This is a genomic window from Vagococcus salmoninarum (assembly GCF_003987495.1).
GTDB lineage: Bacteria > Bacillota > Bacilli > Lactobacillales > Vagococcaceae > Vagococcus_D > Vagococcus_D salmoninarum.
This window is the reverse complement of record NZ_NGJU01000001.1, coordinates 186,574-212,908: the sequence shown is the minus strand read 5'-3', so window position 1 is coordinate 212,908 and position 26,335 is coordinate 186,574. Positions and strand designations below refer to the sequence as shown.

Annotated in this window: 28 protein-coding genes; 2 read left to right on the top strand and 26 right to left on the bottom strand. The window is 37.9% G+C overall.

What is annotated here, in order from left to right; genetic code table 11:
* Positions 1 to 54: 54 nt before the first annotated feature.
* The 8 genes from CBF35_RS01025 to CBF35_RS00990 all read right to left on the bottom strand — a co-directional run bounded on the left by CBF35_RS01025 (position 55) and on the right by CBF35_RS00990 (position 8,751).
* Positions 55 to 507: a PTS sugar transporter subunit IIA gene (locus CBF35_RS01025; protein WP_126778029.1), complete on the bottom strand. Its 453-nt coding sequence runs from the start codon at positions 505 to 507 to the stop codon at positions 55 to 57.
* Positions 508 to 533: 26 nt separating this feature from the next.
* The gene (locus CBF35_RS01020; RefSeq protein ID WP_126778028.1) at positions 534 to 2,009 is read right to left on the bottom strand and encodes a PTS fructose transporter subunit IIC; all 1,476 of its coding nucleotides are present in this window, start codon (positions 2,007 to 2,009) and stop codon (positions 534 to 536) included.
* Positions 2,010 to 2,202: 193 nt separating this feature from the next.
* Entirely contained in the window at positions 2,203 to 3,063 is an 861-nt protein-coding gene (locus CBF35_RS01015; protein WP_126778027.1) for an ROK family protein, read from the bottom strand.
* Positions 3,064 to 3,076: 13 nt separating this feature from the next.
* Complete coding sequence (locus CBF35_RS01010) at positions 3,077 to 4,537, bottom strand: glycoside hydrolase family 32 protein (protein ID WP_126778026.1); 1,461 nt, start codon at positions 4,535 to 4,537, stop codon at positions 3,077 to 3,079.
* Entirely contained in the window at positions 4,538 to 5,383 is an 846-nt protein-coding gene (locus tag CBF35_RS01005; protein WP_126778025.1) for a carbohydrate ABC transporter permease, read from the bottom strand.
* Positions 5,376 to 6,260 carry a carbohydrate ABC transporter permease gene (locus tag CBF35_RS01000; RefSeq protein ID WP_126778024.1) on the bottom strand — a complete coding sequence of 295 codons (885 nt, stop codon included), beginning with the start codon at positions 6,258 to 6,260 and terminating at the stop codon, positions 5,376 to 5,378. The genes CBF35_RS01005 and CBF35_RS01000 overlap by 8 nt, the downstream gene beginning before the upstream one ends.
* A gap of 59 nt (positions 6,261 to 6,319) precedes the next feature.
* Positions 6,320 to 7,618: an ABC transporter substrate-binding protein gene (locus CBF35_RS00995; protein WP_126778023.1), complete on the bottom strand. Its 1,299-nt coding sequence runs from the start codon at positions 7,616 to 7,618 to the stop codon at positions 6,320 to 6,322.
* A gap of 152 nt (positions 7,619 to 7,770) precedes the next feature.
* A complete protein-coding gene (locus CBF35_RS00990) occupies positions 7,771 to 8,751 on the bottom strand; it encodes a LacI family DNA-binding transcriptional regulator (RefSeq protein WP_126778022.1) in 981 nt (326 codons plus the stop codon).
* A 243-nt stretch (positions 8,752 to 8,994) separates the two neighbouring features.
* Between CBF35_RS00990 and CBF35_RS00985 the strand changes: the two genes are divergently transcribed.
* Together CBF35_RS00985 and CBF35_RS00980 are read left to right on the top strand one after the other, a co-directional pair.
* Positions 8,995 to 10,560, top strand: coding sequence for an ATP-binding protein (locus tag CBF35_RS00985; RefSeq protein WP_244922543.1), 1,566 nt, complete (start codon positions 8,995 to 8,997; stop codon positions 10,558 to 10,560).
* Entirely contained in the window at positions 10,557 to 11,285 is a 729-nt protein-coding gene (locus CBF35_RS00980) for a response regulator (protein ID WP_126778020.1), read from the top strand. The genes CBF35_RS00985 and CBF35_RS00980 overlap by 4 nt, the downstream gene beginning before the upstream one ends.
* Positions 11,286 to 11,337: 52 nt before the next feature.
* On the opposite strand, the gene CBF35_RS00975 is transcribed toward CBF35_RS00980, so the two are convergent.
* The 18 genes from CBF35_RS00975 to CBF35_RS00890 form a co-directional block, all read right to left on the bottom strand.
* Positions 11,338 to 12,351, bottom strand: a complete 1,014-nt coding sequence (locus tag CBF35_RS00975) for a 2-hydroxyacid dehydrogenase (RefSeq protein WP_126778019.1) — start codon at positions 12,349 to 12,351, stop codon at positions 11,338 to 11,340.
* Positions 12,352 to 12,372: 21 nt separating this feature from the next.
* Entirely contained in the window at positions 12,373 to 13,431 is a 1,059-nt protein-coding gene (locus tag CBF35_RS00970; RefSeq protein ID WP_126778018.1) for an AEC family transporter, read from the bottom strand.
* 308 nt (positions 13,432 to 13,739) lie between these two features.
* Positions 13,740 to 14,255 carry a YjbQ family protein gene (locus CBF35_RS00965; RefSeq protein WP_126778017.1) on the bottom strand — a complete coding sequence of 172 codons (516 nt, stop codon included), beginning with the start codon at positions 14,253 to 14,255 and terminating at the stop codon, positions 13,740 to 13,742.
* 2 nt (positions 14,256 to 14,257) lie between these two features.
* On the bottom strand, positions 14,258 to 14,950 hold the full coding sequence (locus tag CBF35_RS00960) for a triose-phosphate isomerase (RefSeq protein WP_425330178.1): 693 nt from the start codon (positions 14,948 to 14,950) through the stop codon (positions 14,258 to 14,260).
* Positions 14,950 to 15,786, bottom strand: coding sequence for a class II fructose-bisphosphate aldolase (locus CBF35_RS00955; protein WP_126778015.1), 837 nt, complete (start codon positions 15,784 to 15,786; stop codon positions 14,950 to 14,952). The genes CBF35_RS00960 and CBF35_RS00955 overlap by 1 nt, the downstream gene beginning before the upstream one ends.
* 12 nt (positions 15,787 to 15,798) lie before the next feature.
* Positions 15,799 to 16,083 (bottom strand): PTS sugar transporter subunit IIB, encoded by a 285-nt coding sequence (locus tag CBF35_RS00950; protein ID WP_126778014.1) that lies wholly within the window; start codon positions 16,081 to 16,083, stop codon positions 15,799 to 15,801.
* 20 nt (positions 16,084 to 16,103) lie between these two features.
* Positions 16,104 to 17,447, bottom strand: coding sequence for a PTS galactitol transporter subunit IIC (locus CBF35_RS00945; RefSeq protein ID WP_126778013.1), 1,344 nt, complete (start codon positions 17,445 to 17,447; stop codon positions 16,104 to 16,106).
* A 12-nt stretch (positions 17,448 to 17,459) separates the two neighbouring features.
* Positions 17,460 to 17,915, bottom strand: coding sequence for a PTS sugar transporter subunit IIA (locus CBF35_RS00940; protein WP_126778012.1), 456 nt, complete (start codon positions 17,913 to 17,915; stop codon positions 17,460 to 17,462).
* Positions 17,905 to 19,023 carry a BglG family transcription antiterminator gene (locus tag CBF35_RS00935; protein ID WP_126778011.1) on the bottom strand — a complete coding sequence of 373 codons (1,119 nt, stop codon included), beginning with the start codon at positions 19,021 to 19,023 and terminating at the stop codon, positions 17,905 to 17,907. The genes CBF35_RS00940 and CBF35_RS00935 overlap by 11 nt, the downstream gene beginning before the upstream one ends.
* A 243-nt stretch (positions 19,024 to 19,266) precedes the next feature.
* Positions 19,267 to 19,914, bottom strand: coding sequence for a BglG family transcription antiterminator (locus CBF35_RS00930; RefSeq protein ID WP_126778010.1), 648 nt, complete (start codon positions 19,912 to 19,914; stop codon positions 19,267 to 19,269).
* A gap of 344 nt (positions 19,915 to 20,258) precedes the next feature.
* The gene (locus tag CBF35_RS00925; protein WP_126778009.1) at positions 20,259 to 20,684 is read right to left on the bottom strand and encodes a PTS sugar transporter subunit IIA; all 426 of its coding nucleotides are present in this window, start codon (positions 20,682 to 20,684) and stop codon (positions 20,259 to 20,261) included.
* A gap of 45 nt (positions 20,685 to 20,729) precedes the next feature.
* The gene (locus CBF35_RS00920; protein ID WP_126778008.1) at positions 20,730 to 21,122 is read right to left on the bottom strand and encodes a PTS sugar transporter subunit IIB; all 393 of its coding nucleotides are present in this window, start codon (positions 21,120 to 21,122) and stop codon (positions 20,730 to 20,732) included.
* A gap of 525 nt (positions 21,123 to 21,647) precedes the next feature.
* Entirely contained in the window at positions 21,648 to 22,109 is a 462-nt protein-coding gene (locus CBF35_RS00915) for an RpiB/LacA/LacB family sugar-phosphate isomerase (RefSeq protein WP_126778007.1), read from the bottom strand.
* Between the two features lie 88 nt (positions 22,110 to 22,197).
* Positions 22,198 to 22,611 carry a PTS sugar transporter subunit IIA gene (locus tag CBF35_RS00910; RefSeq protein ID WP_126778006.1) on the bottom strand — a complete coding sequence of 138 codons (414 nt, stop codon included), beginning with the start codon at positions 22,609 to 22,611 and terminating at the stop codon, positions 22,198 to 22,200.
* Positions 22,608 to 23,600: a D-isomer specific 2-hydroxyacid dehydrogenase family protein gene (locus CBF35_RS00905; RefSeq protein ID WP_126778005.1), complete on the bottom strand. Its 993-nt coding sequence runs from the start codon at positions 23,598 to 23,600 to the stop codon at positions 22,608 to 22,610. Before CBF35_RS00905 ends, CBF35_RS00910 begins: the two co-directional genes overlap by 4 nt.
* Before the next feature lie 15 nt (positions 23,601 to 23,615).
* On the bottom strand, positions 23,616 to 24,086 hold the full coding sequence (locus CBF35_RS00900) for a PTS sugar transporter subunit IIB (protein ID WP_126778004.1): 471 nt from the start codon (positions 24,084 to 24,086) through the stop codon (positions 23,616 to 23,618).
* Between the two features lie 12 nt (positions 24,087 to 24,098).
* Positions 24,099 to 24,950, bottom strand: coding sequence for a PTS system mannose/fructose/sorbose family transporter subunit IID (locus CBF35_RS00895; RefSeq protein WP_126778003.1), 852 nt, complete (start codon positions 24,948 to 24,950; stop codon positions 24,099 to 24,101).
* Complete coding sequence (locus CBF35_RS00890; RefSeq protein WP_126778002.1) at positions 24,940 to 25,713, bottom strand: PTS sugar transporter subunit IIC; 774 nt, start codon at positions 25,711 to 25,713, stop codon at positions 24,940 to 24,942. Before CBF35_RS00890 ends, CBF35_RS00895 begins: the two co-directional genes overlap by 11 nt.
* Positions 25,714 to 26,335 lie beyond the last annotated feature (622 nt).

The window sequence follows — 26,335 nt, the reverse complement described above, 5'->3', positions numbered from 1 at the left end:
TTTTTAAAAAAAGGCCAGGCAGTTTGCCCGACCTTATGTGCTTATTGCTTGAAATTAAAAGTCGATTTCATCGATTATTTCTGTTAATTTATCTGGATTATTTTCACTCAAAATTCCGTTTCTAAACTCATCATCAATCATTTTACGAGCGATCAGACTCAATAATTTCAAATGTTCTTGAGCACCTTCTTGAGGAATTGTTAAGCCAAAAGCGACTTTAACTGGTTGTCCGTCTAAAGTGTTCCATTCAATATCATTTTTGAATTTAACTAAAAACATACCAGGTTTGATAACTGTTTCATTTTTACAGTGAGGAATCGCAATTCCGTCTTTAAACCCTGTTGTCGCCTCTGCTTCACGGCCAGTTAATCCTTTAAAATATTCCTCAGCACTAGTGACATACCCGCGTTCTTTAGCAAAGTTGGCAATTTCTTTAAAGGCCTCAGTTTGGGTAGTAGATGTTTCATCAAATAATATATTCTCTTTTTTAAAGACTTCTGCGTTCATATTATGTCATCCTTTCTTGTTTCACTTTACATATTTTGCGGAACTGGTCGTTTTAAAGCACCAATTAACATTGCTGTAGTTAAAACCCCAGCACATACACATAAAATCCAAGTAATGAATGGAATCGGTTGTTCAATATAACCAATAAATGTGCCAAGTGGCGAGCCAATCCCACCGTAGAACTTAGTGCCAGTTGCTGAGACTAACCCACCAGCTACTGCTGAACCAATCACATTGGCAAAAATCATTCTGACAGGATCTGAAGCTACAAAAGGAATTGCTCCTTCTGTGACACCGACCATTCCCATCCCGAAAGCAGCTGTTGCAGCAACTTTTTCATCTTTTGAAAATTTATTTTTAAACATAATCGAAGCTAACCAAACGCCCAGTGGCGCAACGGAAATAGCGGCTTGTGTCGCAGTTTGTGGCACAAAGTTAGCCCCTTCAATCCCGTACTTAGTTAAGGTATCAGTAAAGACTGCTGTACCGAAAATTAAAGCTGTTTTATTAATTGGTCCGCCTAAATCAAAACCAATCATTGCGCCACAAATCACGCCAATAATAACTGGTGCGCCAGTATAGTTCTCATTTAAAGTGGTTAAGCCTTTGTATAGTGCATCCATCCCAGCAGCCATCGGTTGACCAATGACATAAAAAACTACCAGACTGACAACTAATGTAGCAATCGTTGGAATAATCATGATTGGTACAATTGGCATAACAATTTTTGGCCATTTGATTTTTTTCAACCCTTTAACCATATAACCTACGAAGAATCCGACAGCAATCGCTGCTAAGAATCCTCCACCGGCTTCAGCGCCTAAAAGTTCTGCATCGTTGGCGATGTAGGCTCCTATCATGGCAGGGGCAATCGCTGGTTTATCAGCAATTGAATTAGCAACAAATCCTGCAAATAGTGGAATCATTAGTTTGAAACCGACTTGCCCAACTTGGAACAAGTTAGACATTAGTTGACCCATAGGCGTTGCTGTGTCAAATCCCCACTCAACAATTCGACCTAAATCATCTCTTTGAAAAGCATATAAATTAGCAATTGTTAAAATAAGTCCTGCTGCAATAACCATTGGAATCATGTACGAAATACCACTCATAATATGAGTAAAGAAATTAACTTTTTCTTTGTCATTTCCTATTTGTACTTTACCAACCTTAGTTCCCTTTTCACCAAACACTTTAGCTTCTGCTAAAGCTTGCTCAATCAAGCCTGGTGAATCACCAATAGCATCATTGGATTTCACTACCCATAGACGCTTACCATTAAATCTCATTGGATCAACACGAATATCTGCTGCAACAATTACTAAATCAGCTTCCTCAATGTCTTGATCCGTTAAAACATTTTCCGCTCCAATTGAGCCATTTGTCTCAACTTTAATCTCATACCCTTTTGCTTTACCTGCTCGTTCTAGTGATTCTGCCGCCATATATGTATGGGCAATTCCCGCTGCACAAGCTGTAACTGCAACAATCTTTTTAGTCATATTCACTACTCCTCTTCTTCTACCTGTCTTTAATATAGCAAACATCTCGATGCTAAGTAACCGCTTTTAGGTATTCAGTTCATAATTTCAGACAAATCTTTTTTAGTGGTATTTTTTTCACTCTTCCTGCTAACTATTAAAATGCTTTTTGTCCTAATAAAAAAAGTACTCCTTGAATCGGAGTACTCTGTCATCAGTTATTCAATTCTTTTTCGGCTAACAATAAGCAGCCAGTAATACCTGATTCATCAACTAAACCACAAGGGACAATGTAACGTTCTAAATCAGGGGTACTAACATACCCGGCTAAATATTCGCTAAACTTTTGACGAATAAGAGGAAAAAGTTGTTGTTGGTTCATGACACCACCACCTAAAATAATCATCTCTGGGGATAGTGTTAAGGTATAGCTCATTAATGCTTGTGCTAAATAATCAGCGACCATTGTCCAACTAGGATCATCTTTTGGGATCCCTTGACCTTTCTTACCTAGACGAGCTTCAATCGCCGGCCCAGCTGCCATCCCTTCCAAACAATTCTGATGAAAAGGACAGTTTCCTTGAAATGTGTCGTCTACATGGGGACGAATTAAAAGGTGCCCCATTTCCGGGTGACCAAATCCTGTTAATACTTCCTGATTAACGACAGCACCGCCACCAACACCTGTGCCGACTGTTAAGTAAAGGCAACTTTCTTTGCCAATTGCTGCCCCTTTTTTTAGTTCTCCATAAGCAGCTGCATTCACATCTGTTGTCCAAGCAATCGGAACATTATGTTGCTGTTTTAACGCCCCTACAAAGTCATAGTCTTGCCAAGCCAATTTAGGGGTCTTGGTAATAAAACCATACTTAGCCGATTTAGGATTAATATCAATTGGACCAAAAGAACCTACTCCAAAGGCTTTTATTTCATATTCTGCAAAAAATGCTAATACTTCCTGCATTGTCTTGCTAGGTGTCGTAGTCGGAATACTGACTCTAGCGATAATTTTCAGCTTATCATCTGCAACTGCACAAACAAACTTTGTACCACCGGCTTCAATTCCTCCAAACATTTCCAATCACTCCTTACTTTAATCGACTTATTTTTAATGTCTTAATTTTGCCATTTGGTGATTGACTAATCATTAAGTCATAATCATGGCCCTTCTTATAGAAGGTACTCGTTACAGTTTTCCCTTCAGATGTAAAAATTTCCAGGGCTGAAATATCACTGTAGAGACTTAGTTGAAGCTCTTGATTAACTAATGGACACTTCACTCGACGAATATTTAGAGGCTCTTTTTCTGCACCAACTAGTTCAAAACCACTCTTTCTTCGGTCAAAAACTAAAGTTTCTTCCTTAAAATCATAAAAGAGGCTCAAATACTCATCTGCACCACCTAGTTTAATTTCTAAATCAGCTTGTAACTCAAGCACTAAATCGATTTTGCCACTTTTAACAAAACCATCAACTAAGTAATAGTCCTCACTTAAAGACACTTCTTTAATGTCTTTTTCTACTTCTAAACGATTTGCCAAAAAGCTAATCGGTTCTTGCACTAAATAATGATTACGAACCTTTAATTCTCGTGGTAAACTCATACTACCAACCCAGCCATGCTTTAAATCATGGGTAGGCATTGTCCTGTGCCACATTTGCATCCAAGCAACCATGATTCGTCGACCTTGATCATCGATACACGTTTGAGGGGCATAAAAATCTAAACCAAAATCAATTTCATGATAATTTTCAGTCTCAAACTTACCAGTTTCCCAATCTACTTTACCGATAAAAGCCACTGTTGAACTCGTATTGTCGTATTGATAGCCATCTTTTGGAATTTCAATAGGAGACATAATTAAGACATCTTGACCATCAAGTTCAAATAAATCAGGACATTCCCACATAATACCTTGTTCTTTCGTTCCTTCTAATAAAATAGAAACAAATTCCCATTCAAATAGATCACTTGATTTAAATAATAAAATCCGTCCCCGCTCATCAGGTGTTTTTGAGGCAATTACACAATAATACACCCCATTTTTCTCGAAAACTTTAGGATCTCTAAAGTCCCCAATATCCGCCACGCCTTGAATATGTTTTTCAGAAATAACCGGATTTCCCGAATATTTTTCAAAGTGAACACCATCTTCTGAGTAAGCTAAACACTGCGTCTCTCTCCGCACACCATCACGCTCAACATGACCTGTATAAAGTAAATATAATTTACCATCTTTTTCAATGGCACTGCCTGAGAAGCAGCCTTCACTTTCGTATTCTTCAGTTGGTTCTAAAGCTACTGGCAGATCTTCCCATGTCACTAAGTCTTTTGATTTAGCATGGCCCCAGTGCATCGGCCCCCAAACACTATCGTAAGGGTAATGTTGATAAAATAAATGATACTCCCCTTGGTAATAAACGAAGCCATTGGGGTCGTTCATCCACCCAATCGGCGTTGATAAATGGTACTGAGGTTTATAATCTTGCTTGACCGTTGACAGATTATCCAAAGTGTAACGGGTTGCTTTGTTTTCTTGTTTTAACACTTATTTCACTCCTGTTCCTTGGCTACCTAAGCCTTGTACTAGATATTTTTGGAAAAACACATAAATTAAAATTAGTGGAATAGTCGAGATTGTCAATATCGCCATCACTTGATTAGTAAAGACTGGCTGAGTATTATTAATGTTGGTAATCGCCACTTGTAAAGGAAAACTTTCCGTTTTAGTTAAGACCATTAATGGCCAAATATAATCATTCCATGAAGCAATAAATGCTAAGGTCCCTACAGTTGCAATCGCTGGCTTCGACATCGGTAACATGATTCGCCAAAAGACATCAAAGGAATTCGCCCCTTCAATTTTAGCTGATTCGATAATATCTTCAGGAATTGCCCGGAAAAAGTTGGTAAACATATAAATGAATAAAGGGCTAGCTAAAAGGGGTAAGATAACAGCTAACTTCGTATTTAGTAAGCCTAACTTTTGAACAATCGCGAATTTAGAAATCATAATAGTTTCGCCTGGAATGACTAGTAAAGCAATCATTAAAGCAAACAGTAGTTTTTTACCTTTGAAATTAAATTTAGCAAAGGCATAGCCAGCTAATGAATTGACGATAATCGAGCCCACCGTCACTGATAAGGCATAAATAATACTGTTCATTGTATACTGAATCACATTGAAGCGTTTAAATACGCCATTAAAAGAATCAGACCAATCGGCTAAATTAAATGATGGTAAGAAGGATTTCCACGTCCCCATATCTTTATAAATTGCAGCTTCCGTTTTTAAGGCAGAACTAATCATCCAGACAAGTGGAAAAATAAAGAAGAGGGCTAATAAAACAATTAATACAAAGGTAATAACTGGTGTGAACCTTTTTTTAGTCATGTTGTTCCCCTCCTGTAATTTTTCTTTGCATTAGAGTAAAGCCAATAATGATTGCTCCGTAAACAACAGTAATCGCACTGGCATATCCGACTTGGCGGTCAGTAAAACCTGATCGATAAATATAATAAACTGGTGTAACTGTTGAATTTAACGGTCCACCTTGAGTCATGACCATTGGTTGAATAATTAATTTAAAAGCATCAATTAAAGTCGTTGTCATAATTAAAACACTTGTTGGTTTTAACATTGGAATAGTAATATTTAAAAATTGGCGCCATTTACTAGCGCCATCCATTTCCGCTGCTTCATAGACTTCTGAAGGAATGTTTTGAAGGCCAGCTAAGAAAATCAACATTTGGTAACCAGCTCCTTGCCATGCTGAAATACCAATAATTACAAACATGGCTTGCTTTGGACTGGATAAGAAAGGTTGAGCATCGAAACCAACTTTTAAAAGCAGAGAGTTGACTAAGCCGTCACTAGGATTTAATAAGTACAACCATAAGACAGACACAACGACAAGTGACATCACTACTGGTGCAAAGAAAGCAATTTTAAATAGAATATTACTCCGTCTTTGTTTATTAACAATTAATGCTAACCCTAAAGCTGTCCCTACTTGAATGGGCATAATTAATAAGACAAATTGACCAATATTTTTTAAACTCTTTAAAAATATTGGATCTTTAAATAAGCTAATATAATTTTTAAAGCCAATAAAGGACTTTAACTGTGGCGTCAACATATAGTAATCAGTAAAAGAATAATAGATAGCTAACAAGGTTGGTAAAAATAAGAATAAGCCTAATAAGATTAAAGCTGGTGATAAGAATAAATACCCATTAACTGTTTCTTGTGTTTTTTTCTTTTTTAGCAAAGGTCTAACCTCCTCATGTTATGATAAATCAGGGGCAGTACTCCCACCCCTGACAATTATTATTCTAGTGCTCCGTCTATTTCTAAAGCTTTAGCTTGTAAAACTTTAGCAAGGTCTTGGTTTTGTTCAAAGTAAGTACTCTCTGTCACAGCTTCTTGGACTGATCGTGTCACTTTTGGATAATTAACTAATACGGGACGAGCATGACCACTTTGTTGATTTTGTTCAATCAACATCTTCATCGGCTCAGATACTTCTTTTAACATTCTGTCTGCTACAGACTTTCTCGCTGGTAAGACAGTGTTTCCCATACTCATGTTATATAGTTCATCTTCACTTGCTAAGAAGTTAATTAAGGCGCCTGCTCCATCCTTTTGTTCAGAAGTCACTGATAAACCATATTGCCAGCTTCCTGTTGGTGAAACTAACTCTTTCGTTTTCGGTGATACTGGATAAGGTAAGATGCCATAGTCAATGTCAGTGTACTCACTGTCTAATTCTTGAATCGTCCAAGAGCCAGACATCTTCATTGGGTATTTCCCTGTTTGAAAAGCCGCCTCAGAAGGACTTACTGTCGAGTAGCCAGATTTAATTAAATTTTGAATAAAGCTAAAGGTTTCAATATTTTCTTTTGAATCAAAGGTGCCACTAGCTTTAGTCCCCTCTTCATTAGTAATCTCGCCACCGTTAGACCAAATGAACGGTGTAAAACCATAGAATAACCACTCTGAATGATCATCGAACCCCATATCAATTGCTGGTTGCTCAAATTTTTCTGTTAAGGTTTTCGCAATTGCGTTGAACTCATCCCATGTCCACGGTTTTTCTAAAGTTGGTAATTGTTCCTCTGAAATACCTGCTTCTTTAAACATGGCTTTGTTATAAAAAATACCTACTCCTGATTCAGAAAAGCCAACCGCATACATTTTGTCATCATACGTTCCTTGTGCAACAATACTTTCCAATAAATCATCTTTTTCGGTTATGTACTCATCAATTGGTGCTAAAATACCGGATTTAGCATATGCAGCTGTGTTAGGTCCGTCTAAAGTTAAAACATCTGGTAACGTGTTCGTTGTTAAGGCGGCATTAACTTTATCTTCGTATCCTCCACCAGAACCACTTCTAGGAATATACTCAACTTTCGCTTGATACCCCTCTTTATTTGATTCGTTGAATTTCTTAATCGACTCAGTCATAACTTCCCCTTCAGCCGACTCTTTAGAGAATTGAACCCAAAGAGTTACTGCTTGACTGTCACTACCTGATTCTTTACTTCCTTTATCACTATTACCACAGGCAGCTGCACCAATTAATACTGCCCCTAACATTAAAGCACTTAGTAGTTTCTTCTTCATTTTTACTTCCTCCGTTTCAAATTTAGTCTTTTGTTTACGTTTTCATAATAAAACATTATTTTCTTTATGTCAACCGGTTTCATAAGAAAATAACACTTTTATGTCAACCGGTACCATACGTCTGAAAAAAAACTACGCAACAAAGCCTGATCTTATGTGGTTCCTTTGCGTAGTAGTGTTACAGGTAAAATTACTTTTTTTTCAACTGGTTGATTAGCAATTTCTGCTAATAACATTTCGACAGATTTTTCAGCCAGCTCTTGAATCGGTTGACTAATCGTTGTCAGATGGGGCAAGATTGTTTGAGTCAAATCCGTTCCATCAAATCCCACGACTTTTAAACTTTCAGGGACTTTAATATGCTTTTTAAGTGCATATGCTAAGATAATTGAAGCAATGACATCATCCCCTGCAAAAACACCATCATAATCTGGTGTTTCATTAAAAATGGCTTCAACTTTCGCCGCTTTCTGCTCATTCGTGTCGGTAAAATGAATTCGTTCACTGTAGGTCGGCAGTTGGTATTCCGTCATACAGTCTTGATAGGCTTTATATCGATCATTCGCCGGTGTTTCTAAGTTAGGATTCCCAGAAACACATAAAATTTTCTGACAGCCCGCCTTAATCAACTCCTCGGTTGCTTGGTAACCTCCACTATAATTATCTGATTGAATCGTTGGAATCGTCTCATTAATTTTACGTTCGACTGAAACCATTTTTAAAGGCATCTTATCGTATTCCGTAATATCAATATTATGAGAGCCCACAATAATCCCATCCACACGATTTTCTTGTAGCATACTCAGATATTGTTTCTCATTCTCGCTTTCGTTAATACTGTTACAAATCAACAACTTATAGTCAAGTTTTGATAAACTTTTTTCAATGTAGTAAGTTAACTCACCAAAAAACGGATTAGCCGTGGTTGGAATAATTAAACCAATAAATTTCGTTTGATTTGTAAAGAGCGAACGGGCCATTTGATTTGGAATGAAACCAAGCTCTTCAATGCTATCATGGACTTTCTTCTTCATTTCCTCACTAATATAGCCCCGGTTATTCAAAACTCGTGAAACAGTTGTGGGTGACACGTTAGCATTTTTTGCAACATCATGTATCGTAACTTTAGTCATTTTTTTCCTCCTAACCTATAGACATTTATATAGTTTAACATACTGCAATGTCAGAAAAATAGCAACTTTATTCTCAATCCTTTTGATAATTTCTCAAGCTTTCTTGCTATCTAAACACACTTTCGGTATATTGAAGATAACAAACTAAAAGGAGGGATTATCATCGACTTACCCCCTAAAAAATCGTTATTTAACAAGGCTTTTAAACAGCCGATTTCTTTACAATTTACAATCATTATCGTCGTGACTTTAGCGACAGTTGTCTCACTGGTAGTCTCTGCGATCTTAATTAGAAACTACGTCATTGATAAAGAATTTCAAACAACTAAAGAAAAAATTAAAACTGTGGCTAATTTAGCCGTTGAAACTAGCATCTTAAAAGACGGCCTAGAAAAAAACATTCCTTTAGAAAAAGTCCAAGACTATGCTAACACAGTCACAAAAACTACCCATGTTGATTTTTTCGTTGTCCTAGACAGTAACTTAATTCGTTTGTCTCACCCTGACGAATCGGTGATTGGTCAGCCTTTCTCGAATCTCGAAGATGCTGGTAAAGCCCTAACTGGTAAAAGTCATTACTCCAAACAAGTCGGAGTTCTTGGTGAAGGGTATCGCTATTTTACACCAATTTTTAACGATCAAAATCAAGTGATTGGTGTCCTTTGTGTTGGATTGACGGCTGATTCAATGAACCGAGAAGTCAGTCAAGCCCAACTGAAAATTCTCGTTGGTTTACTTTTAGGTTTAATTACTGGTTTAGTTGGCGCCATTTTTTTATCCCAAAAAGTCAAAGCGATTCTTTTCGGCTTAGAACCAACTGAAATAGCTGCCCGTTTAAGTGAAAAAGTTATTATTGAAAATGAAGTGAGTGAAGGAATTTTAGCAATTTCCGCTAATAAACTAGTTGCTTTAGTCAACAGTGAAGCCACTCATATTTTTAATAACGGGACTATTGAAGAGCCTGTCCAAGTTGGTAAAATGATCAATCAAAACTTATATGACGTCCTTTTTGAAGATGTGTTTGCGATTAAAGCTAAAATCAAAAACCAAGCCTTAGATTTATGCGGGGTTGAAGTCATCGCCAGTGTTGCACCGATTTTCATTGATGGGCAACTCTACGGTGCTGTGGCAACTTTCCGTGACCAGTCTGATATGCAGCACTTGATTCACGAATTAAGTGGCACAGAACAATATATTGATGCTATGCGAGCACAAACTCATGGCTTCATGAATAAAATGCATGTCATTTTAGGCTTAATCGAGTTAGAAAACTATGAAGATGTTTCTTTGTTTATTCGCCAACTTCATAGTGACTATCAAGGAGAAATTGGTTATATTACTGAAAAAATCAAAATCCCAGCAATTGCTGGTTTCTTATTAGGAAAAATTAACGAAGCCCAAGAGCAAGGAGTTGAAATTATTTTAAGTGATACTTCTTTTTTACCAGACTTAAAAATTAGTAATAGTATTCACTTGCTCTTACAAATTCTCGGTAATCTTTTAGATAACGCTAAAGATGCTGCCACCGCTGGGACGAAAAAAGAAGTCCATTTAACTTTAAGCTATGATTTAGAAGGAAACATTTTAATTATGAAAATTACTGATTTCGGTCAAGGGATTCCCCAAAATATTCAAGATAATATGTTTAAACGAGGCTTTTCAACGAAAGGTGACAACCGTGGCTACGGGTTGAATTTGATTCATCGCATTCTTACGGATCATGACGGGCTCATCGAAGTTAAAACCCAAGCAGACTTAGGAACAACTTTTTATATCGAATTGCCTTATGAAAGAGAGGAACTCAAATGACTAAAGTCTTAATTATTGAAGACGATCCGATGGTTGCCATGCTTAATCAACAATTCATTGAAAAAATTGCTAATGTGGAAATTGTCGGCAATGTTCGCAATGTCGTTGATGCTCGCAAAATTATGGCAACTACATCCGTTGATCTCTTGTTGCTAGACGTCTACTTACCTGGGATGACTGGTTTAGAATTTTTAACTGAGCTCCACGAACAAAAACTAAAAATTGCCGTTATCTTAATTACCGCTTCTAATGACATGGCTACCGTTAAAGAGGCAATTTACTTCGGCGTGGTTGACTATCTGATTAAACCTTTCACCTTTGAACGGTTTAAATTAGCTTTTGATAAATTTCAAGAACTAGAAAGCATGACCTTACAAACTAAAGGGGCTAACCAGTCAGCCTTAGATAAGTATTTCAACAGCCCTGGAAAGGTCACACTAGAAAAAAATCAGTCACTGCCTGTTTTAGACTTACCAAAAGGCTTATCTCCTTTAACTTTAGATAAGATTTATCAACAAATCTTAACCCACTCAGATAAATTTTCAACGAAAGACTTAGCTAACGAAGTTGGCTTATCACGAATTTCAACGAAGAAATACTTACTATTTTTAATTGACATCCAGGTACTTCAAGAAGAGTTAGAATATCTCGAAGTCGGTCGGCCACTGACCCTTTATAAAATAAAAAAAGGCGGAGCGGCAAAAATCGCTCCTTACCTAAAATAAACCGTTAGCTAACAAAAGCGCCTATTTTCAATTAGAAAATAGGCGCTTTTTTTTAAGCTAAACTCGGTAAAGCTACCACATTAGCAGTCTTACCTGTTGTTAATATCTCATTAAAGTTTTCAAAACTAGTTTCAATCATATTTGATAAGGCTTCATCAGTATTTGAGCCTACATGGGGGGTCACTAGGACTCGTGGATACAAATCAACTAACTTTTGGACAGTTGGGTCAGGCAAGGCTTGCCAAGGTTCAAAGGCTTTAAAGAATAAATCTTTTTCATTAGCAAAGACATCTGTGGCAAAGCCGGCTAAATGTTGGCCTTCGATGGCCTTTAAAATTGCTTCGTTGTCTTGGAGTTCCCCACGAGCTGTATTGATTAAAATACTGTTTGGTTTCATTTTACTTAAAAATTCAGAATTAATCATTTGATCGTTTTGACCTGGGAAGTAAGGGACATGAATACTAACAATGTCACTTTCCGCTAATAATTGATCTAAGCTTCTAAAGGTTAAACATTCTTTCGCAACGTCAGATTCATAAACATCGTAACCGAGAACTTCTGCTCCAAGACCTTTAAATAATTTGGCTTCAGTTAAGCCAATTTTACCTGTGCCAATAATTCCCACTGTACAATTGCGAATTTCCCGACTAAACATTTGTGAGTCAACAACAAAATTTTTGTAAGAGGTGCGATTTGTCGTATAGGCAGTATTTCTTAGGAGCATCATTGCTAAAGTTAATGATAATTCAGCAATAGCATTTGGCGAATAAGATGGCACTCGCGCAACTTCCATGTGATACTCACTAGCTGCTTCAAGATCAATGTGATTAAAGCCGACTGTCCGAGTGAAGACGTACTTAATACCGTATTCTTTTAATTTTGTTAAATTTTGACGATCAGCCACACAGTTTCCTCGTAATAAGACTGCATCATGTCCTTGGGCTGTCTCAATATTATCATGAGTTAATAGCTCTTCAACTAATGTTAAATCGTAGTTATATTTATTTAAATCCTCAAAAAATGGCACTTCATTTGGTCGAACACCGTAACATGCAATTTTAAACATTGTATTTTCCTCCTAATTTTTCTAGAATAAACCAGTTTTGCTAATCACTTCTAACACAATAATCCAAATCGGCGTCATAACAACTGCCGTAACTGTTGATAACAATGAAGCATTTGACGCTAGTAAGGCTTCTTTATCAAAACTAATGGCATAAGCTGCAGCAACTGTTGCTGTTGGTGTTGCCATCATAATGACGATTGTTGCTAAAGCGGTAAAGTTAACTGGTAAAATACCAGTCACTGTTAATAAAGCCAATAACACGATGTTGATTGCGGGAACCAAAATTACTTTAACCACACTGTAATACCATGATGTTTTATCTGATGCGGCTTTTTTAAAGCTAATTTCACCTAATGTTGAACCGATTGATAACCAAGCTAAAGGTGAAGCTAAACCAGCTAAATATGTCATAGGTTTGAATAACCAGACTGCCGTTTGATCAATTCTTAAAAAGCCTACTTGATGAGCAGCTGCCCCATCAATACCTGGAATAGTAACTTGTGGCAAATAACCTTGGAAAATCCAAATGAATAAGCCAGCAAACGTTGCAATAATAATCGGATTTAGAAACATCGTTTTAATATTTTTTAATTCCATTTTCAAGCCACTCATTTTGATATAGCCGTAAGAATATAAGAAGATTCGGTAACCAATATTAAAGATTGAGCTGAACATCACCCCAATTGGTCCATAAATCGCGCTGACAATTGGCGTTCCAAAAAAGGTCGTTGAACCAAAAATGGTTAAGACACGTAAGGTATCTTGTTTGTCCCCTTTATAACTAAGGAAGAATGGTTTGGAAATAAAAATTAAGATAATATAAATGGCAATTCCCCAAATTAAGACGTTCATTCCTTGTTTCAATGTATCTGTATCAATGTCTTGCATAAAAGCATTAAAAGCTAAGGCAGGCAAAGCAACTGTTAAAACGACTTTTGATAATAGCTTCCCGACTTCTGCTGAAAAAATTCCTTTTTTGCGGCAAAAGAAGCCAAGTAAAATAATAAAAACGGTTGATGTAATGGCACTAATAATATTCATATCTGTCACAGTTGTTTTAATAATTTCTCCAATATTCATCTTGTTCCTCCGATATTGTGTTATTATTCACAATTATATTTATGCTTTTTTGTCTCCTTGATATGGCCATATCTCGTTTACATTTTTATCATACGTCTTTCATGTGAACTTTTGAACAATATGTAATTAAACTAAACTTATGTAACTAATGTAAGTGAATAATTTCACTTGATGGCGGGTATATAACACACAAACTCTTATAAAAGGCTTTTTAACGATTGAACTTTTTTAACAAACTATTCATAAACACAAAAAAGAGTCGGGACTTTAGTCCTCGACTCTTTCTCGATACATTTCACTTAATAATATTACTCACCAATCACCATAACGTGACATTTACGATTACGTGCTCTGTTTTGATCAAAGTCCACAAAATAAATGTAACCGACACTGCCGATGTTTAAATGACTATCTGTTAATGTGAAGCTTTCACTAACGCCGAAGAATGACGCTCGGATATGGGCATCGCCATTTAAAATTGTTCCTGGATCACAAGGATAGTTAGGATCATCTAAAGTCATTAAGAACTCTAAATGTTTCTCCCCTGGGTAACGGTAATTACTATTTTCTGATAATTCTCTAGGAATGATTTTATCAAGAATAGCATTTAAATCGACTTGTAAAAACTCATCCCCATTGAAATCATGGTCGTGAACATACTCTTCAAAGATGACTGAACAGGTTGTATGAGGCGATTGAACAAGACATATACCATTTTTAATGCCACTTTTTTCAACAATTTCTTTTACTGCTTCAGTAATTTCTAAATAACTGACACGGCCACCATGGCTTTTAACTGCGATTTCTTCTGAATAGACTGTCATGACTACACTCCTTCTTTAAATGTTGCGGTCTTTTCTAACATTTCCGTCAACACTGCTACTGGATTATCAGCACAGACAATCCCACTTGTTCCACCAGTACCTTCTGCTCCTAGTTCAAAAGCTCGGGCGACGTCTGCTACCGTACTGATACCTGCTGCTTGTAAGACTTGGGTCCTTGGTGATAACTCTTTGATGATTCCTTGAGTTTCTAACATATATGTACTGTCACTAGTTTGACCAGTGCCGATTAATTCATTCGGTTCACAAACCATCACATCAGGTTTTAAAACGGCAATGGCTCGAACTTCCTCGTATGAGTTTGCGCAAACAATTGATAAAATATCATACTCACGGGCATACTCTAAACTCTTAACTAGTTCGCCTAACGTTTGTGGGTGTTCCGCATGGTTTAGAAAAACAGCTTTTACCCCAGCTTCAGCCAGGCCGGCTGGTAAAATATGGCCCATGCCTCGTCCAGCAGGAAATCCATCCATATGCTGGGCTGTTATTAATAAATTGGGATTTTGACTAGCTAAGTTACTTAAGTCAACATGTTGTCCGGTGAATAAGACATCTAAGTCGTGTTTCTCTGCTAAGTCATTAGCGACTTTCGCTAATGCTAACGCTTCTTTGCCGTATAAATAAGCTTTAGGATTGACTACAAAAAACGGCGTTCTCAATTTGTTTAACATAATTAGCCTTCTTTCGTTTCAAATACTTGGTAATAATGAGACAAAGTTGCTTCAATCGATTGATTGGCAATTTTTTTCAAGGTGAAGAAGTCAGCAGGCTTGGATGTTTCAATTTCTTTTAAAGCCCCGGTAATAAAATCTGAAAAAATGTTGATTTTTTCAATCCCGCTAGTGGCACATTTATTCAAGTTTTCATCCCCTGATGAGGAGCCACCATGGAGAACTAAAGGAATGTTAACCACTTCGGAAATTTCTTTCAGACGTTCAAAACTAATTTCTGGTGTGCCAACATAGCTGCCGTGAGCTGTTCCGATTGAAACTGCTAAAGAATCGACTTGGGTCTGTTCGACAAAAGCCACGGCTTCGGCAACTTCTGTATATATCGAATCTTTGACTTCGTGATTCTCATAGTTTTCTCCTGAACCGACATGACCGATTTCAGCTTCGACGACGACATTTTTAGCGTGGGCCATAGCAACGACTTCTTTCGTGATTGCTACGTTCTCAGCAAAGCTACTTTCGGACTTATCAATCATGACTGAGGTAAAGCCTAGGTCAATCGCTTCTTTAATCACAGACAAGGTTTGTCCGTGATCAAGGTGTAAGACGACTGGGACACTAGCTCTTTCCCCTAAATACTTACCGATTAAGGCACCTTCTGCCAAACTAATCATGTCTAGATGAGCTTCCGCTAATGCTAAAATCAATGGACGATTTTCACGCTCTGCGACTGCCACATAACTTCTAGCTGAATCTAAGTCAAAGAAATTACAAGCTGGAATGGCGTAACCTTCTGCCCGAGCTTTTTCAAATAATGCTTTTGAATCGACTAATACCATCTAAGTTCTCCTCTATTCTTTAATTTTTTCAGCGACTTCTTGCCACATTGCTTCGACGCCCATATTAGTTAGTAAGGGAATTCCCATAATAACTTTGTCTTTAATCTTGTCTGGGACAATCGTTGTACTAATGACAACATCGTAATTATCAATTTTATTCATTTCATCAGCAACTTTTGATTGGAACAGTTGAACTGAATTTTCTAAATCATTTTCTTTCAACCATTTTTTGACCTTCCCAGTCACAATCGTTGAAGTTGCTACACCTGTGCCACACATAATTAACATTTTTTTCATAATAAATTTCCTCCTGTCTTTTAATTAGAAGCTTTTAAGGCTTTTTTTGGTAAAATTTTATTAACGTAAACCATACAACCAAGTACGACTAAACCGATGAAGATTAACCCACCCCAGCTAAATAATTTAGTTAAGCCAACGTAGACTAAAGTTGTCCATAAACCACCTTCGGCTAAAGCTGTGATACTTGTGTTACCAGCTAAATCAAAGTTAGCTGCTTGAGCTGCCATTGTTACTAATGGCGCAACCCATGAGGTAATGTATAAAATCGTTGTCATGTAGACTGTTCCAGTTAACACTGTTCTAACTATGTTTCCTTTAAAGACCGCTGCCATTAAACAAACTACGAAAGGAATTGTCGCTAAGTCACCAAAAGGCAATGTTGTATTTCCTGGTAAAATGACTGCTAATAAAATCGTAATTGGCACGAGTAATAATGATGATGATAGGACTGCTGGATGACCAACAGATAAAGCGGCATCCATCCCGATAAATAATTCGCGACCTGGGAATTTCTTTTGAACAAATTCGTTGGCTGCTTCTGAAATTGGCGTTAACCCTTCCATTAAGAGTGCAACCATTTTCGGCATTAAGACCATGACAGCCCCTGTTTTAACGGCTAACTGACCAACACCGGCGACATCGTAACCAGCTAAGACCCCAATTACTAAACCGATAATGAAGCCCATAACTGTTGAATCCCCGAAAATTCCGAATTTCTTTTGAATCGTTTCAGGATCAGCTTTCCAGTCTTTAATTCCCGGAATTCGATCGAATAACCAATTAAAAGGTAAAGCAAAGATAAAGCCAGGTACAGCTGTCCCATGTGGAAATGTAATATTTGGGAAGCCGTAGAACTTCTTAATGACTGGTCCTAAAATATCAGCAAATAAGAGCATCATCATTAAGTAGATAACCGCTGCTAATAAGCCCATCCAGAAGTTTCCAGTTAAGGCATAAATCAGTGAGGCAACAAAGGCGCCGTGCCAAAAATTCCAGACATCAATGTTTAAAGTTTTAGTTAAGCCAAAAACAATTAAGACAATATTTAAAATGACACCAATTGGAATTGTTAAGGTTCCTAAAATAGTCCCGTAAGAAATTGCTGCTGCTGCTGGCCAACCCACGTCAATCGTCGTTAAGCTTAAACCAAAACGCTCAACCATGGCTTGGGCAGCCGAGCCTAAACTGGTACTTAATAAATCAATGACTAAGTTTAGTCCAACAAAACCGACACCTACTGTTAAGGCTGATTGGAAAGCTTTGGCTGGTTTAGCCCCTAAGACCATTCCAAAAATAAAGATTAAAATCGGTAACACCACAATTGACCCTAAATCAACAAACCACTGTAATCCATCTAACATTTTTACTACCTCCTATTTTATTAATTCTGAATCAATCAAGACTGATTCGATTTCTGCTTCGGTTGTTGCTGCAACTAAGGCAGCCATATGCTCTTCATTTTGAAACATTTCGATTAACTTTTGTAACGTTTCTAATTGTTCATGAGCTTCTTTTAAAGCCAACATAAAGACTTGGGTGACTGCTACTTCGACTGAATCGTTCCCCATTTCTTTAAAGACAACTGGTTCAACTAATGAAACATAAGCAATTTGTGACTGATTAACATAGTCAGAATCCGTGTGAGGAATCGCTACACCGTAACCACCAATTGTTAGGCCTGTCGGAAAAACTGCCTCTCTTTCGCTAATTTTAGTTAAAAATTCGGCTTTGACTAAGCCCTTTTCTAATAGCTTACTTGTTAAAAAGTTGAACACTTCGGCTTGATTAGAAAAATCTTCTTGTAAATAAATTAATCGGTCATTGAACACGGCGGCTCGCTCCTTCTCCTACTAATAATTTTTCTTTAAACTCACGATAATTCTGACTCTGGCTAATTGCTTCAATCCGCTCTGAAGATTCAATAACTTCTTGAATTTCTTCGATAATGTCTTTTGCGAATAACACATCAGCCTCTTTCAAAGCTAACAATAATACTAATGAGACTTTGTTATAGCCCCATTGAATCGGTTTTTCTAAGGTCACAAAAATGACCGTACTACGTTCAATTAAATGAGGTGCCACATGAGGAATGGCAATTCCTGTGTTTAAACTGGTATAACCTAGCTGTTCTCGTTTATTTAACTCACTCTCGATATTGATCTTACTAATTTTTCGCCGACTAAATTCTTCTGCTAAGAAACGAAAGAGGGCTTCTTTATTTTTGTAATCGGCTTTCAAGAAAACATTTTCGGCTAAAATAAACTGGGAAAAAATACTACCTTGTCGAACTGCCTTCAAGGCTCGTTTGTTTTTTCGCGTATCAACTTCGAATAAAGCTTCCACAACTTTTTTTAATTCTTCATCGGAAGGTAAGACTGAGACATAACAAGTCTTAAATTTTTCCGTCGCAATTTTAACTGAAGAAACGACTAAATCGACTTTCTCACTAGTTAGCTGCGCTAACTGGTCTGTCGTAATTAACTCAATCATCGTGTTCTTTGGTAAAACTTGACTTAAACGGTTATAAATCAACTCTGAGGTTAATAAGCCTTGTTTACAAACAACAAAAACATGTTTAACATCAACTTCGGCTTCTATTGCCACTTGAAAGTGAATCGTCAAGAAGGCGTTTTCATCTTCGTTTAATAAAATACCAAAGCGTTTTTCCAGTTCACCGACAGCAATACTGATTAATTGAAAGACTGAAGAATACTGTTTCTTAATTAAATTAACAATCGGATTTTTAATATAAATATTATGTTGCAAGCGTTCAATCATTGGGGCAATATGTTTCAGTAAGGACTGCTGGAGTTTCTCGTTGTGGGTTAAATCTAAGGCGAGATAATTTGATAACTTAATAATTAACTCTGTCACTGACTGGGCAATTCTCGGGTCAGTAGCATCCCCAGCTACTGCCGTAAAGTCAAAGCCATGCATGACTAAGAAGTGACAAATTTGCTGAATGTCTTTTTGAGATAAGGCGATGGCAAAGTCTTCATTTAAACTTTTAGTAAAGGCTAAGACATAGACGTACCATTCTAATTGATCGAGTTGTGCTGCTGAAAAATCAGCCAGACTATTTCCATGACTAACTTCTTCGCTACTGCGACTAATCAGATAAAAATAAATCGATAAGGTTAACGACTGTAAGTGATGATTTTGTAATTCAGGTGAATGTTCTCAATAGCTTTGCTGACAGAATTCGCTCACACTTTTAAATAATTGATAATAATAGCTGACTTCTTTAACTTCTGAATAGAGTTTGATGTAACTGTCAAAACTGACAACATTCTTTTCAGCACTTTCCATCACGACTTTTTTAATAATCATTGCCAGACTTGCATTTAGTTCCTTCAGATTAGCGGTCTTTTGCCGGCCTTTTTTAGTTAAATTAATGCCATTTGATTCTAAAAGTTGCAACAGTCTTGTGTAATCTTTTTGAATAGTCATTTCACTAACGTAGAACAGTTCCCCATAATATTCAAAATGGGCAATTTCACCAGTAATTAACAAATCCAAGAGTAAAAATATTTTACGGAAGCCTTTTGAATACTTGGTTTCGTGACTTAAAGATGGGGTCGCAGTGGTTGAATAAAACAATTCTTGAATTTCTGAAAATGAATAAACTAGTTTAATACCATTCCGAGGTAGGCGACTAATTACTTCTGCAGTTAACTCAGATGTTAGTTTTTCAGAAATCGACGTGCACAGTTGGTAAATCGTTTTCGAAGAATATCCCATTTCTTCTGAAAAATATTTTGCTGGTTTATAGCCCTCCTCTTTTGACAGCAACAATAGTAACTTTTTTTCGTTCTCTGTCAATTCCACACTAACGCCTCCTTCATACCTTACATTTTTAGTATACTTTAAAGCCTGATAAATAACAGATACCTTTCTTCCACATTAATGTGGAAGCGCTTAAACTAACTATCTATTAAAAAAGCTACCTTTTAAAAGAACAATACTTTTAAGTTAAAATTACTAGGCTTAATTTTAGCACTTTTACTTAATATATGTCTGAAAAGTTTTCCAAGCCCCTTTAAAATTGGCACGCAAAAAAACCTCTTACTTAGTTTGCTTCGTCAAGCTGTTTTAGTAAGAAGTTAATCCATCTCTAACTATTAGTTAAATCTGTTTAAAACCTGTATTAACAATTATATATTTAAACAGTTTTAATCTGAGCTTTCCCCCATCTGTCGATGGCTATACTCAGGCATTACAATTCCTTGTTCTTGTGGATCTTCCAGTTGTTTAACTAATGTCAATAAGTTAAGGGTTTCCCGCTTTAAGACAGCATTGACTAATAAAGGTAAGTTAACGCCAGCAATTAGTTGATATTGGCCTTGGTGAAAGTTCTTTCCGTTAAGTCGCGCAGCATTATAAGGCGGCTCGCCATAAATATCAGCAAAGACTAACACCCCTTTTCCCCGATCCAGTTGTCGGGTCTTAGCAAAAACTCTTTGACGATACTCTTTGAGAGATAATTCTTCCAATAAGGGGACTTGGTCAATATTCGAAACTTCGCCAACTATTATTCGCACCCCGTCTATTAACCCCGCACCAAGTTCTCCATGGGTAACTAATAAAATGCCAATCATCTTCTAACACCTCCTATTTTGACTAAGGGGACTGCTGTTGCTACTTTATTCAGGCTTATAGTCAGCAAAACGCAAAGTCGCTAATAAGGAAGCTTTGTCATCTTCCAGAGGCATAGGTCCTAAACTTAAAAAAGGGATTGGTAAATCTTCCTCAACGCAATAAATCGTCGCTGCAATGCTTGTTAAAAGGAGAAACACCTCATCCTCACCAAATTCATCTAACTCCCACTGTTCCATTATCTCGACTTCAGTAAAGACTTTTAACTGGATATCATAGTCCTTAAGTCCTTCTCGTAGTTCTTTTTGAAACAAGTGATTCTCTCTAAGCTCTTTATCTACAATGTAAATCATCTGACTACCAACTGACTGGGCATACTCAACTAAGGTCTGTTCCTCAATCTCCCTAGCATCAATCTCCGCAAATAACACTTCTCCCATGTTTAATCCTCCTTAAACTGACTCAACCAACGATCCTCCTACTTCTTAACCTGCACGTGTGAGTAAGTAATTAAACTAGTTAAAAGCTAAGACAACCACGGCAAAATAAACGCTATCAGTACTAATCTGATAGCGCCTTAAATAAACTAGTTTTTAGCTTTGCTAGTTCCTTCTCTTGTTCAATCCAATCAATTAAATAAACTGCTTTAATTGAAATTTTCTGCTTTTAAAGCTAGAAAACCTAACCATAATTGAGTACAATAAAGATGCTAGCTAGACGCTAGTCTATTGGCAGCTTGATTAGTCAGACTGAGGATCTGCTAGTCAGGAGCTACTTCGGACGCGGTTCCTGCCGCGTTGAAGTAGTGCCAACTTAGAATTTAACTGTCGTGGTTATCTTAACGCCTCCATTGTAATGGCATAAGTAAAATACTGTCAACGAGAAGCAATTAAAAAACATAATAAAACAAGATAGCCGCCGATGACGTCAATGTCGTCGGTTATTTTTTGTTAGTGACTTATCACTTACTCCCTTGCCTTAACTTGTAAATATCTCTCCTCTAACTCTGTAATCAACTCATAAGCAATTTCCCGTCTGCCACCTTCGTATTCTGCTTGAAGCCATCTCCGAATTAAATTTTCCGCTGTGGCTAAATTAACAACTCTTGAACCTAAGGCGAGAATATTCGTATTGTTGTGTAACCGCGAGGACTCACAAGTGAATAAGTCGGAACAACAGACACAGCGAACTCCAGGATCTTTATTGGCAGCAATCGACATGCCAACACCACTGCCACAAATCAACAGGCCTTTTCCTTGATTTTCGACAACATAATTGGCAACTTTTTCGGCAATCGGTGTCGTGTAAACAGCTAATTCATCAGTCGTACCAAAATCAACAATCTCATAACCTAAGTCAGTAGCTACCTCAATCGCAACCTTTCTTAATTTGTAACCGGCATGATCATTCCCTAAAGCAAGTTTCATTTGTAACTCCTTTCTCCTCCTAGCACAGTTGCGCTAAGTCAGTCTTTGCCAACTTAACGCAACTTAGTAATAGTGACCATCAATTGACTTATGGCGTAGTTAATTGGCTAAAAGCTGACAGTTCGATGCCACATTCCGTTGGCTGCATAAGTTGCTGGACTAGCTCGGTTAAGTTCGCCTCTTCACGTTTGAGAACGGCACTGATTAACAATGATAAATTCACGCCAGTGATGATTTGATACTTAGTTGTTGAAAAATGTCGGGAATTAAAACAAGCTGTGTTGTAAGGAGTGCCTCCAAGTAAATCCGCAAAGACTAGCACTCCTTGACCTTGTTCTAAGCTTTGGGTTTGAATTAAGACTGCTTGACGGTAATCAGCAATTGATTGTTCTGACTTTAATTGACAGTACGCAAACTGAGGAACGTCACCGACAATCATCTGTAACCCATCGGCTAAGCCATGACCTAACTTACCATGTGTCACTACTTGAATCCCAATCATTGGCTGACCTCCTTATTAACAACTTCTAACGGAACCTCGCCCTTTAAGACTGTTCGAACATCCTTAACAACTTTAGCTCCCATCCCTGCGAGACTTTCTGCCGTATAGGCACCAATGTGGGGAGTTAAGACGACATTCTCAAAGGCTAGTAAAGGACTTGTTTGCAACAACGGTTCTGACTCAAAAACATCAGCAGCATAACCAGCAATTTTTTTTGCTTTTAAAGCCTTGACTAAAGCTCCTTCGTCAACTAAGGCACCCCGAGCTGTATTAATCACCCGGACAGTTGGTTTTAGCTGAGAAAATTCTCGGGCCCCTAATAGCCCTTGATTAGCTTCTGTGACGTTGGCGTGAAGGCTGATCACGTCAGACTGGCTTAACAGTTCTTCTAAAGTGACTTTCTGTCCACCACTTTTTTGAATCTTCCTTGCTGATTGATAAGGATCATATACTAAGATCTGGCTGCCAAAGCCTAGTCGCAAAATGTCTCCTACTCGTTGACCAATATGACCGTAACCGATAATTCCGACAGTTAATTCTTTCAACTCAATGCCTACAAAATTAACTCGCTTTTCCCAAGGGGTATTCCGCAAGGCATAATCCGCTTGGGGAATTAGTCGACCTAAGGCTAACATCAAAGCAATAGCATGTTCGGCAACCGCTTCTGTCTCGACTTCTGGGGTTACTTTTGTCACATAAACTTGGTGTTTGCTCGCCGCAGCTAAATCAATGTTATTGACTCCTAATCCGTGACGGGCAATTAATTTTAATTTCGGCGTCTTCGTAAAAAAATCCGCTGTGAACTCTGGGGTGACACTAGTAATCAGACAGTCGTAAGGGGCTAATTTTCGGCCGATTTCTGCGACAGTCGCAGTTGCTGATAGTTGGAGCGCCGTGACTGCGCCTAAGGTTCTTAACTCCTCTAGATGTTCCGGGAAATACTTGCCAAAACTTTGGGAATTAACAATTCCAATTTGATAGTCGCTCATTGTTTTTCCTTTCTTTTAAAGGTTTTTCCGTTGGGCATCTGGGACCGTTTGGGCATAAATCACCATTTGTTTTGCCTGGGCTAACTGACGTAAATCCTCCATCTCACTTTGACTAAGGGCGATATTTTTAATAAAGAAACTCTTCCCCTGACTCAATGGCATACCGCCAAGATTCAACACTGGAATTGGTAAGTCTTGATTGAGACAAGTCAGAGCTGTCGGGACATCACTAAACAACAAAAAAACTTTGTCAGCACCGAAATGATCCACCTGCCATTTGGCTAAGACTTCTTCAGCACTAAAGGCCTTAACTTTAAACCCGTAGCTACTACCGGCGGCTTGATAAATCTCCTTAGTAAAGGCATCTTGGCTGATCTTATCATCAACAATATAGATCACATTGGCACCTGATGATTTCGCCCACTTAGTAACGACTTGACCATGAATTAAGCGACTATCGACTCTCGCAAAGGCAATTTCTCCCATGATGTCTCCTCCTTATAAAAGTCCAATGGCAGCTAAGACACCTAAAATCACACTAACAATTAACATGCCCCGTAAGACGTTAAGGCCTTTTTTCTCAAAATACACATACAAAAAACCAATTAAGCTTAAGGGTAAGATCCCTGGTAAAATTGAGTCTAAAATTCCTTGGAGTGAAAACACCCGCTCAGAGATTGTAAACTCAAGGGAAGACTGAATTCTAACAAAGTTAGCCGCAGTGACTCCCATCATAAACATCCCTAAAATCGTTAAGCCTTTAATAATCCGCTTGGCTTTGGCACCAGCCAAAAGTTCTTTGGCTGCTTGGCGACCGACTCGGTAACTAAAAATCACAAAGGCCCGACCGTAAAGATAAGTAATGATCGTAAATGACAACCAAGGCAAGACAGCGCCAATCCAATAGCCATCGGCAGCCCAAGGCAAGGCAATCGCGATTAAAAGATATTGTAAGGTGCCGTTGTTAATTGAATCACCAATTCCCGCCATTGGTCCCATTAAGCCAATTTTAGTTGCTTCAATTAAGTCAGCTGTGACTGTTTGTTCACTCCCCGTTTCTTGGACTTGTTGCCCGCGTTGTTCTTCCAAAGAGGCAACAATCCCAGTAATCGTGCCACCGCCCCAAACGGCATCAGTATTATAGAACGTTAAATGACGTTGGTAAGCAGCTTTTAATTCTGCAGGGTCTTGATACATTTTTTTCAGTAACGGCGCTAAGGCATACATCAAAGAAGGGGCAATTTGTCGTTCATAAGTCCGTGGCAACTCGTTCATCCACCACCAACGGGTCCAAATTTGAGTTAATTCTTTCGTTGTTAAACCAGCAGTCTGTTTTTTTTTAGTTGCCATGACTCTTTTGCTCCTCTCTTTGATAAGTGACTAACGTATAGAGTCCTGCAATAATCATGCCGATAACAGCCCAAGTAACCATGGTGATTCCTAGCTCTCGTAAAGTAATCGTTAAGAAAAAGGCCAGTAAAAAGAAGAGCAAGTCACTCTTTTCACCAATAATTCTAATCAAGACAGCGATTCCGACAGCAGCTAGGGAGCCTGCAACTACATCAAGAATATGAAAGATGACTGTTCCTTGTAACTGGGTAACGACTTGGGCAATTTGATCTGCCCCGTAATAAAGCGCAATAAACATGACTGGAACATGAGTGAGAGAAGTTAAAAGGACAGGGACAATCCCTAAGACGAAAGTGAATTTGTGAGCAGCTAATTGTTCGACGACTTGATCGGTGTATTTCGTAACAAAGGAATTGAGGATAATTTTGAGTGTGTATAAGTAACTGCCGAGAATTCCAACTGGCACGGCAATTGCAACAGCGGCGGAAGGGTCTAAATTACCTAATATGGCAACTGAAGTGGCAACCGCTCCAGAAACAGCTGGTTCAGTAGGCATTTGCCCACCTGGAGCAATCTGTCCCATGGAGATTAATTGAATGGCGGCCCCAACTGTGACACCTTGGGCCACGTCTCCTAACATTATTCCGACAAAGAGGCTAGTCATTAAGGGGCTGAAACGTAAATTTAAACCGGCGTAACCAAAAAAGCGGGCTTGAATCAAAGCTACCCAGACAGCGATTGTCAGAGCTTGCATCATTGACATCTAAACTCCCTCATTTCTTTCAATAACAGAGCAACTAATCATGAGCCACGTAACTAAGAGATTGATAAGATGAGGTCCTTGCAACGTCCTGCCAAGCTAACCACCACTAAAATTAAATAACAAAAAACACAGCACCAGACAGATAATCTGATACCATGTTGAATAAACTAGAATCGCCGAAACCTTCACTGCCTGAGGATGCTTAAATAAGACTCGTTAAACGAAAATTTTCTTGCAAAAAAGCTAGAAAATATCTCAAATATTGAGTACAATGAAGATGCTAGCGCTTGCGCTAGTCTATTGGCAACTTGATTAGACAGACTGGTGATCTACTAGTCAGGGCTACTTTTTGACGCGGGCTTGCCGCGTCGAAGTAGTGCCAACAAAGCTATTTAGATGTAGTAGTTACCTTGACGCTTACATTGTAATTTATGAGGCCTTCCCTGTCAATTAGAAGGAATTAAAAAACATAATAAAACAAGAAGACCTAGAGCATAACCGCTTGTATGGTCTTTGGCTCTAAGTTAAATGATGTGATTAGTCATAATATAATTAAAGAAAAGGATAATAATCCTAGCATATTACTAGCCCCTTAATTTAATTATTGTATAATGGATTCAAC